The 10537-nt window shown below is 51.2% G+C and carries 7 protein-coding genes; 2 read left to right on the forward strand and 5 right to left on the reverse strand.

The genetic code is table 11. From position 1 onward, the window contains the following. Positions 1–1875: excinuclease ABC subunit UvrB (uvrB, locus tag B3Z75_RS12540; protein WP_294072239.1), on the forward strand; the 1875-nt coding region annotated here is incomplete at its 5' end. 69 nt (positions 1876–1944) lie between these two features. Continuing rightward, complete coding sequence (locus B3Z75_RS12545; RefSeq protein WP_294072261.1) at positions 1945–3609, forward strand: formate--tetrahydrofolate ligase; 1665 nt, start codon at positions 1945–1947, stop codon at positions 3607–3609. 8 nt (positions 3610–3617) lie between these two features. Here B3Z75_RS12545 and hemW read toward each other — a convergent pair whose 3' ends face one another. The 5 genes from hemW to B3Z75_RS12570 form a co-directional block, all read right to left on the reverse strand. After that, a complete protein-coding gene (gene hemW / locus B3Z75_RS12550; protein WP_294072264.1) occupies positions 3618–4742 on the reverse strand; it encodes a radical SAM family heme chaperone HemW in 1125 nt (374 codons plus the stop codon). 4 nt (positions 4743–4746) lie between these two features. Beyond that, complete coding sequence (locus B3Z75_RS12555) at positions 4747–5259, reverse strand: phosphohydrolase (protein ID WP_294072267.1); 513 nt, start codon at positions 5257–5259, stop codon at positions 4747–4749. Next, a complete protein-coding gene (locus B3Z75_RS12560; protein ID WP_294072269.1) occupies positions 5256–6029 on the reverse strand; it encodes a glycerophosphodiester phosphodiesterase in 774 nt (257 codons plus the stop codon). Before B3Z75_RS12560 ends, B3Z75_RS12555 begins: the two co-directional genes overlap by 4 nt. A gap of 159 nt (positions 6030–6188) precedes the next feature. Next, the gene (locus B3Z75_RS12565; protein WP_294072272.1) at positions 6189–8618 is read right to left on the reverse strand and encodes a glycoside hydrolase family 95 protein; all 2430 of its coding nucleotides are present in this window, start codon (positions 8616–8618) and stop codon (positions 6189–6191) included. Positions 8619–8640: 22 nt separating this feature from the next. Then, on the reverse strand, positions 8641–10491 hold the full coding sequence (locus B3Z75_RS12570) for a right-handed parallel beta-helix repeat-containing protein (protein ID WP_294072275.1): 1851 nt from the start codon (positions 10489–10491) through the stop codon (positions 8641–8643). Between the last annotated feature and the right edge of the window lie 46 nt (positions 10492–10537).

Genomic DNA, 10537 nt, shown 5'->3' on the forward strand with positions numbered 1-10537 from the left:
AATGTAATTGCACAACTCAACAAGCCCACGCTGGTGCTGAGCCACAACAAGACACTGGCTGCACAGCTTTACAGCGAGTTCAAGAGCTTCTTTCCCCATAACGCGGTGGAGTATTATGTCTCTTATTACGATTATTATCAACCCGAAGCCTATATACCTTCTACGGATACCTATATTGAGAAAGATCTTTCCATCAACGACGAAATTGAAAAACTCCGGCTTGCAGCCACCTCAGCCTTGCTGTCGGGCCGGAGCGATGTGATTGTGGTGTCGTCTGTTTCCTGCCTGTACGGAATCGGGAATCCGGACGATTTTCAGAAAACCACCGTCGAAGTGAGGGCGGGAATGACACTTGAGCGGGATCAGCTGTTGCGATCGTTGGTGAGCATCCTCTACTCCCGCAACGAAACAGCCGATTTTAACCGGGGTAACTTTCGCGTAAAAGGGGATACGGTGGATGTGTTTCTGGCCTATCGTGACTATATAATACGCATTATTTTCTGGGGCGACGAGATTGAAAGTGTGGAATCGGTGGACCCGCTTACCGGCATCACCATGGAGAAGATGGATGCGTACCGTATTTTTCCTGCGAATCTCTTTATCACCACGCAGGAGCGCATCAACAGGGCAGTGGACGAAATACAGCTTGATCTGGGAAAGCAGGTGGAGTTTTTTCAGGAGATAGGGAAACCGCTGGAGGCAAAGCGACTTTATGAGCGGGTGACCTACGACGTGGAGATGATCAAGGAGATTGGATACTGTTCCGGAATTGAGAACTATTCGCGCTATTTCGACGGGCGGGATCCGGGAACACGCCCTTTCTGCCTGCTGGACTTCTTCCCGGAAGATTACCTCACCGTGATCGACGAGAGCCATGTGACCATCCCGCAGATCCGTGCGATGTATGGCGGTGATCATTCCCGCAAGATAAACCTGGTGGAGTTCGGATTCCGCCTTCCGGCTGCCATAGACAACCGGCCGCTGAAGTTTGAAGAGTTTGAAGACCTTACGCCGGAGATCATCTTCGTGAGCGCCACACCGGCCGACTACGAACTGGAGAAGTCGGAAGGAATTGTGGTCGACCAGCTTATCCGTCCCACAGGGTTGCTCGATCCGCCCATCGACGTGCGTCCAAGCCTGAACCAGATCGATGACCTGATGGAGGAGATTCAACAGCGGGTGGAGAAGGATGAGCGGGTGCTGGTGACCACGCTGACCAAACGAATGGCCGAGGAGCTGACGGAGTACCTGGCAAGCAACAGAATACGGTGTAACTACATCCATTCTGATGTGGAGACGCTGGAAAGGGTGAAGATCATGAACGATCTGCGCAGCGGGCTTTTCGACGTGCTTATCGGAGTGAACCTGTTGCGGGAAGGACTCGACCTGCCGGAAGTATCGCTTGTGGCCGTACTGGATGCCGATAAGGAAGGGTTTCTCCGCTCTCACCGGTCACTCACACAGACGGCGGGGCGTGCCGCCCGAAATGTGAATGGCAAAGTAATATTCTATGCCGATAAGATCACGAACAGCATGCAGATGACCATCGACGAAACCAATCGCCGCAGGGAAAAACAGATGAAGTACAACGAAGAGCATGGCATCATACCGCAGCAAATAAAAAGAGGTATTTCCTCCGCACTGAACAAAGAATATACCTCTTCCGCTGAAGCAAGAGCATATGTTGAGCCTGACTATTACGCGCTGGCAGCAGAACCGCTGAATGAATATGCTTCAGCTGATGACCTGAAAACGAAAATAGAACAGACACGGAAGGCAATGCTGGCGGCAGCCAAGAAGCTGGAATTCCTGGAAGCAGCACAGCTGCGCGACCAGCTGGTGATGTTGGAGGAGATGCTGAAAAAGGATCAATGACTGTCTGGCGCTGCCGCAGAGGGTTGATCGCTAAAAGTAGGACAACTAAAAAAGTAAACGATAGATATAATGAAATCGGACATTCAAATTGCAAGAGAAACTCCCCTGAGAAGAATCAAAGATGTAGCGGAAAACATCGGCATACCGCGTGATGAGGTAATCAGCTTCGGAAGGCACATGGCAAAAGTTCCAGTCCATCTGATAAGCCCGGAAAAAGTAGACAGAAGCAACCTGATTCTGGTGACGGCAATCACTCCCACAAAGGCCGGAATTGGGAAAACCACCGTCTCCATCGGGTTGACACTCGGACTGAACAAAATGGGCAAAAATGCCATCGTGGCTCTTCGCGAACCTTCGCTGGGGCCGGTCTTTGGCATGAAGGGAGGTGCTGCCGGTGGAGGGTATGCACAGGTACTTCCCATGGAGAATATCAACCTGCACTTTACCGGCGATTTTCATGCGGTGACTACGGCGCACAACACCATCTCGGCGCTGCTCGACAACTATATTTTTCGCGTACAGGGTACGGGCGATGAAATTAAAGAGGTGCTGTGGAAGCGGGTGCTGGATGTGAATGACCGCAGCCTGCGTTATATTGTCACCGGCCTTGGACCGGGTAACGGCGTGCCGCAGGAGGCCGGGTTTGATATTACGGCCGCATCGGAGCTGATGGCGATCCTCTGTCTGGCAGAAAACGAAGATGATCTGCGGCGGCGTATCGAAAATATTTTGCTGGGCATTAAACGAAACGGAAAACCGTTTACGGTGAAAGATCTGGGCGTGGCGGGTGCCATCACCGTGCTGATGAAGGATGCCATTAACCCCAACCTGGTGCAGACCACCGAAAACACTCCCGCATTTGTTCATGGTGGCCCGTTTGCCAACATCGCTCACGGATGTAACTCCGTCCTGGCGACCAAGATGGCCATGTCGTATGGCGACTATGTGGTGACTGAGGCTGGCTTCGGTGCAGATCTGGGCGCAGAGAAGTTTTTTAATATCAAATGCCGTAAGAGCGGATTGCGTCCCAAACTCACGGTTATTGTGGTGACGGCGCAGGGGCTCAAGATGCACGGGGGTACTCCCGAAAAAGACATCAAGGCACCCGATATCGACGGATTGAGAAAAGGCCTAGGTAATCTGGAGAAACATCTCGCCAACCTGGCCGATTTCGGCCAGTCGGTTGTGGTGGCGTTTAACAAGTACGCATTCGATACGCCTTTGGAGATTGAGACGGTGCAGAAGTTCTGCGAAATGAGGGGTGTTTCGTTTGCCGTAAACGAGGCTTTTACCGATGGGGGAGCTGGCGCTCTTGAGCTGGCCAATGCAGTGGTGGAGGCCATCGAGAACAAGCCATCGGGAGAGTTGAAGTTTACCTACGACGAAGAGGACGACATAGAAACAAAACTCACCAAGATTGCTACCAAAATTTACGGTGCACGCGATGTGGTGTTGAGCGAAATAGCTCTTAAGAAGCTCAAAACGATCACAGGCACCCCGCTTGAAAAGATGCCGGTCTGCGTTGCCAAAACACAGTATTCTTTTTCAGCCGACCCTAAATGGTATGGCGTAGCGAAGGATTTTCGGTTCAAGATCAATGATCTGGTTATCAACCAGGGATCTGAGTTTATTGTGGCCATTGCCGGGGAGATGATGCGTATGCCGGGACTTCCGGCCGACCCGCAGGCAAAGCGAATCGATATTGTGGATGGGGAGATTGAGGGGTTGAGTTAACGCATATTTTACACCCACATCAAATCGCTCATGATGCCATCGGAGATGAAGATCCCTTCGCGGGTAAGTGTCATTACTTGCTCTTTTGTGGTGAGCAGGCCTTTGTCCAGGTATTTTTGAGCATTCTCCATGCAGAATAGGAAGAGTTCCTCTCCAAACCGGTCTTTCAGCTCCGTGAGGTTCACACCCCACATGGTACGGAGGCCGGTGAGGATGTACTCGTTGTACTTTTCCTGCTGGTTTAGGTGTTCGATTTCCCGCTCCGGCATCCCCGATTCCATGCTTTTGATGTAGGAGTTGAGCGATGCCACATTCCAGGAGCGGTTGTCGCCATCGAACGAGTGTGCTGCCGGCCCCAGTCCGAGGTATTGTTCATTCTGCCAGTACGCGGTGTTATGCCGGGAGAAATACCCTTCTTTGCCAAAGGCGGAGATCTCGTAGTGGATAAAGCCACCGGCTGTGAGGCGATCGATCAGCTTTGAGAACATGCCTGTACTGGTGGTTTCATTCACCGGCTGAATCTTGCCGGCCTTCAGCAGCGAATGCATGCGTGTTTTCTCTTCGTAAATAAGATGATAGGCCGAAATATGCTGAATATCCAATGAGAGAGCCTGATCCAGGTTCTGTTCCCATATTTCCATGGTCTGGCCCGGTAGTCCATACATCAGATCGATGCTGATGTTGCGAAACCCATGCTGTTGACACTTCTTCACTGCCTCGATGGCTTGTTGGGCAGAATGGCGGCGACTCAGGAACTTCAGCTCATCGTCGTTGAAGCTCTGAATGCCGATGCTGAGCCGGTTGACCGGCAGCTGTGCCAGCATCGTGATATATTCGTCCGAAAGGTCATCGGGATTGGCCTCCACGGTAATCTCCGCCTCGGGATCAACAATATACTGGGTGAAAAGGGTGTCGAAAAGATGGTCGAAATGATTCTGATGAAGCCGCGACGGTGTTCCACCGCCAAAGTAGATTGTTTTCACCGGCCCGGCGATCTCGTTCTTTCTCAATTGTGCCTCTTTGCAAAGTGCCTCCACAAATGTGTCGATCTGTGATTCGTTGTTGAGGGTGTAGAAATCGCAGTAGGTACACCGGGTCTTGCAGAAAGGAATATGGATGTAAATGCCTGCCATCTGATCATTTTCCGGGTTTGGGTTCCCGGTTCTGCTTCGTTACCGGAACTTCGTTAAATTTCTCCCTGCTGGAGGACATATGCTCCTGCTCGGTAAGCAGCTTGTAGGCTTCGAGGTATTTTTGGAGGCGGGCCAGATCCTGGTACTGCACTTCATTCCACCGGCGTATATCCATGTTGTCCGTCAGGTCGTTCAGCTTAACCCTGACGGCAGTGGGGTTGTCCTGCAGGCGGAGGATGTATTCGTCGTACGATTCGTTATCACGGCGCGACAAGGCATCCACGCTATCAACGGTCTCCTTTGAGAAACCTTCTTCGGCGAGCTGTTGCAGCGTCCACGACGTATCTTCCACCACGTCGTGCAGGATGCCCACGATCTTCTCTTGCAGCGTGTGCCCGGCGTTCATTACCCGGAACGGATGTTCAATGTATGGACGGCCGTTGTGTGTGTCGAGCTGACCCTCATGGGCCGATATTGCAATTTCAATTGCTTTGTTGAGTTGCTCTTTCAGATTCATTGTTTGCTGAGTATTTCCCGGGCCAGCAGCGGCTCGTCGGTGGTGATAAAGTCTACATTCAGATCGATGACCTTCTGCATATCATCTGGTTTATTCACGGTCCATACGTTCACTTTTTGCCCCAGCTCGTGGGCTTTCCTCACCCATTGTGGACGTTTGTACAGCACATTGTAGTGATAATCGAAGCCGTTCAATTGCAGGGTGGCGAGAACCTGTGGAGACAAGTCGCCGTTCAGGTAATATACTGGCGCTTGGGAGTCGAGTCTCCTTGCCTGCCGCACCAGATTCACTCCGAAGGAGATATACTCAACGCGCTCCTGCACGGCGCGTTGACGGACCATGTTTATTACTTTTTCGACCAGCAGTGTTTCCTGTTCTTCCGATCTGTGGGTTTTAAACTCGATGATGAGCTTCACATTTTTGCAACGGGCAAACGCATCGAGATACTCCTCCATAGTAGGCAACGCCTCTCCGTTGGAAAGGGTAACTTTCCGGAGGGTGGCGTAGGGTGTATCCTGCACGGTCAGTTTCTCTCCGTTCAGTGTGACGGTGGCATCGTGATTGACCACCGGAACGCCGTCGGAGGATAACCACACATCGACCTCTGATCCAAAAACCCCGATGGAATCGGCTTTCATCAGTGCCGCAATGGAGTTTTGTGCCGATCCTTCGGTTTTCCAGTATCCCCGGTGTGCAATAATCTGCTGGGCACTCATGCTGTCTGCACACAGGATCAGTACCCATGTAAATAAAAATGATTTGAACTTCATCGTCTTTCTTTTATTAGTCGAATAATTTTTAAAAATACGACAATTGATTGGATCAGTTCAGAAATACCGAAAAAATAATCATCAATAAAAGTTAACAAGCCAGACTGTTCTTTCTCGCTCTTCGTTTGCAAAAGTTGCTTCCTTCCCGAGGGGCAGAAGCTAATTCTTGTTGATCACAAGATTTGCCGATTCGCCTTTTTTCAGGTCGATCGAAACATAACCATTGTCGATCGTCACCTCTTTTCCGTTGCGTTTCAGGGATATGGCATAATCGGGAACTTTCATTTTAAATATATTGTCCGACGTAGCTCTGATGGTTGCCGACGAGAGCTGTTTATTGCTCCAGACAGCATCTACCTCGGCGCCACCGCGTACGCGCAACCCTTTGAAACTACCGTTTTCCCACACATCGGGCAGGGCAGGCAGCAGATCGATATATCCGTTCTGACTTTGGATAAGCATTTCGGCAATGCCGGAGGTGCCGCCAAAGTTGCCGTCGATCTGGAACGGCGGATGTGCACAGAACAGATTGGGATAGGTGCCGCCCCCCTGGCCGTCGTAGGTAGTGGCATTCAACGGTAGCGACGGCTCCATGAGGCTTTTAAGCAATTTGTAGGCGCGATTTCCGTCGTGCAGCCGTGCCCAGAAATTGACCTTCCAGGCGCGCGACCATCCCGTGCCGCCATCGCCGCGCCGATTGAGTGTTTCCCGTGCTGCCGCTGCCAGTTCGGGCGTGGTTTCGGGCGAAATCTGACTGGCAGGGTATAGGCCGTAGAGGTGTGACACGTGCCGGTGTTGCGGCTCTGCTTCTTCGTAATCTTTGAGCCATTCCATCAGGTATCCTTTGGGACTGATTTGCATGGGCGGCAGCTTGGGCAAGGTCTCGCGAATTCTCGCGGTGGTGTTATCTTCAATACCCAGTATTTCGGCAGCCGATAAGATGTTGGTAAACAGTTCCTGGATGATCTGCACGTCCATTGTTGGGCCCATGCAGACAAAAACCACCTCTTTGGTGCCGGGCATATAGAACCCGTTTTCGGGAGAGGACGACGGCGCAGTCACCAGCCAGCCGTTCTCTGGTTCGGCAATCATTGCCGAGAGGAAAAACTGTGCTGCCGAAACCAGGGTGGGGTAGATGCTTTGCAGGTAGGCTTTGTCCTGTGTGAAGGCATAATGTTCCCAAAGGTGTGCACAGAGCCATGCGCCGCCTGTGTTGGTTGCCCCCCACGACGCGTGTTCGCCGGGTGCGGTAAATTTCCACGGGTTGCTCATCATGTGGGCAATCCATCCATCGGCACCGTAGAACGTTTGCGCCGTTTTGGTTCCGGATGGGACGAGCGATTGGGTGAAATTGAGCAGTGGCTTATGCAGCTCCGAGAGGTTGCATACTTCGGCAGGCCAGTAATTCATTTGCACATTGATGTTTAGGTGATAGTCGCCGTTCCAGGGCGTTTGCAGCGTGTTTGCCCACAATCCCTGCAGGTTGAGCGGCAACGATTTCTCGTTTGTTCCGCAGATCATCAGATAACGCCCGTACTGAAAATAGAGCGCAGCAAATGCAGGGTCGTCGTTCGCCTGGAAATTGTTCAAAAGCTTGTCGGTAGCTACTGTGTTGCTATGTTCTCCAAGATTGAGCTCCACGCGGCTGAACTTCTCGCGGTACTTCGTTGTATGGTTCTTTTTCAGATCCTGGTATTGCTTCGCTCTTGCCTGATCGAATAAAGTTGTTGTTGTCTCTTTGTAGTTTTTTTCGAGCATATCTGTGGAGGTGGAGACGATGATCAGTGCTTCGTCGGCCTCTGCGAGGGAGAGCGAATTTTCGTCCGCCGAATGTGTACCTCCGTTATTGAGGATCTGCAACTTTGTGAAATAGCGTACTCCTTTGTCGGTATTGTACCCGTCGTTAAGTTGCCCCTCCATGTACAACGCGTTGTCTTTTAGTGAAATGTTTGCTCTCTCGGGGCGTGAAAGCTCCAGGCTGAAACCGATGGATCTTTTTTTACTGGCCGAAAGCCGGATGACGAGCACATCGTCGGTAAAAGAGGCAAAATATTCGCGCGAGAAACGTACGCCTCCTTTGCTAAATTCCGTCGTGGCCACAGCATCGTTCAACGAAAGCGCGCGGCGGTAGCCACTCACGCTATCTTCCCCTGCATAGGCGTAGTGTATCCGTAAATCACCCAACTTCTGAAAGCTGCCATAGGGTGCATCTTTCCCGTTGCCACGGGCAGAGCCCTGCCCGCCGCAGCGAAAATGCTGATACATCAGTTTTTGTGCTTCGTCATTCTGTCCGGCAAGCAGCAGTTCGCGGATTTGAGGCAGGTAACGGAGTGCTTCGGGGTTGAGCGCTTCGGGATCTTCGCTGCCGCTCCACATGGTGATGTCGTTCAACACAATCTGTTCCTTGTCCACTCCTCCGTCGGGCATCATGCCAATGCGCCCGTTACCGAGGGGGAGCGTTTCTTCCCACAGCAGGGCGGGCTTGTTGTACATCAATTGCAATTCCTGCGCTGCCGTTTTCACCGGCTGCTGTGTGCACCCAATGAACAGGACTGTTACGGCAAAAAGGGGAAAGATGTTTACGCTCATTTTTTTATCTGTTTTGTGTAGATTATTTTACCGTTACCGCATTCTCTTCCGAAAGCAGGGTTTTTATGTCTGTTGCTTTATTAAAACCGTCGTCAAACCGATTGTTTTCGATCAACACATTCTTTACTTTTTCGAAAAAGAAGGGATGTGTGTTCCAGTGGAACGGTTTAAATTCCTGATTGTGCGTGATGGTATTGTTCCGAAAAATAAGGCCATCGGTCGACTTGGCATAGAGAACAGGCCTGTCGAACATCTCAAAGGTGTTGTTTTCAATCACAATCCCGGAATGGAAAAACTGCTGTTGATCTTCCAGATTGGGTATTTCGGGGTAGATGGATATCACCGCATTGGTAAACTGATAATTGGCAGTGAGTGCGTTGATGAAACGGTTGTTGCGAATGATTACCTCTCTGCAGGCTCCCGTTTCGAACCAGCCGTTGCAGTCGCCGCAAAGCAGGATGGCTGTCCCGTGGGTATGATCAAACAGGTTGTTTTCGCACAAAACCCTCTTTGGCGTGCTGAACAACGATCCCCGTGCCCGGTTGTTGCGGACGATGTTACCGGAAAAGAGCACTTCCGGTGTCCAGGTGAGGTTCTCAATACCGTATTTCCCCTCTTCCGAAATCTCCAGGGGAAGTGGCCGGGTGAACCTGATCTCAAACTCTTTGGCTCCAAAGTCGGTGGGTTTGTCGATCGCTTTCACCGACTCAATGGAGTTTATACCTCCTCTCACCAGCTCCATCTTCTCCGATTCCACAAACTGTACACTGTCGCCCGGGTCTCCCCATTTGAAGCCCCATGCCTGATAATGCATATAACGCGCCTGCAGCGTATGGTTGTCCACCCTCTTTGTGACCCGTAGATAGGTGCCGTGTACGTTGATGGCATCATCGGCCATACCCTCATAAAGTCCGTTTTGAGAGACGATGACTCCCTTGCAGCCGGAGAAATGGGTGGCGTCGGCCTGGGTAGTAAAGTAGCGCGGATCATCATCGCCCTTCAGGCAAACACTGAAGCCATGGAGTGTGATGTTTTCGCACAGTTGGGCAAGCAGTCCCATTCCTTCCGCATAATGAACTTTCACATTTTCGAATACCGTATTGCGGCTTTCACTCAGAAAGATGCCGGGAGTGGGGCGGTAGTAGGACCGCAGCACGAACCGTTCGCCGGGAGAGGTTTCGTCTACCTGATCCCATCCTTTCAGGCTGAGGATGTTGGGCGATTTCTCGCTCACCGATTGCGGGTTAAAGCTCAGATCGCGACGAAGATAAGTAAGTCGCTTGTCTTCACGGAACGACATTGCCGTCTCGGGCCTTAACTCATAGGTCTCGCCCAGAATAATCAACTTCTCGTCGTCGATCCGGTAGTGATTGGAAGGATAGATCTCAGCGATAATCTCGTCATTTTCTTTGTTCACCTCCAGCACACGAAGCTGACGCAAGGCCGGGATCTCAAAATCGATCGAAAAGTTCTTCAGGGTAATATTTTCGCTATTGAGCAACGCAACAGGAATCATCCGGCCGTGAAACACAAACTCCGACCCTTGTCCGTCGATGGTGACGTTGCGCAGGTTTTCCAGCGCGAAGCCCACCTTTTTCGGATTGTCCTGGTCGTGATTGGAGATGTAGTACTCCCGGACAAAAGCGCTGTCGGGATAGAAGTCGTACCGTCCTTTCGGAAACAATATTGTTGTATGAGCTCTATCCTGCTTCGACTGTAATTGTGCGATAAGTCGCCGTGCCGCAATGGACGCGTCTTCGCGGGTGTCGGCGTTTGCACCGAAATCTGAAAAAGAGAGTGTGGAGCCAGGATTGGTACAACCTGTCGCGAAAAGCAGCATGGTTATGGTAAGCAGTAAATAGAGATGTCTCATTGTTGGATATTTATTGTAGCACAGAGTTGTCCACAAAAATAACACA

This window comes from Proteiniphilum sp. UBA1028, assembly GCF_002316955.1.
In the GTDB taxonomy this organism is placed as follows: domain Bacteria; phylum Bacteroidota; class Bacteroidia; order Bacteroidales; family Dysgonomonadaceae; genus Proteiniphilum.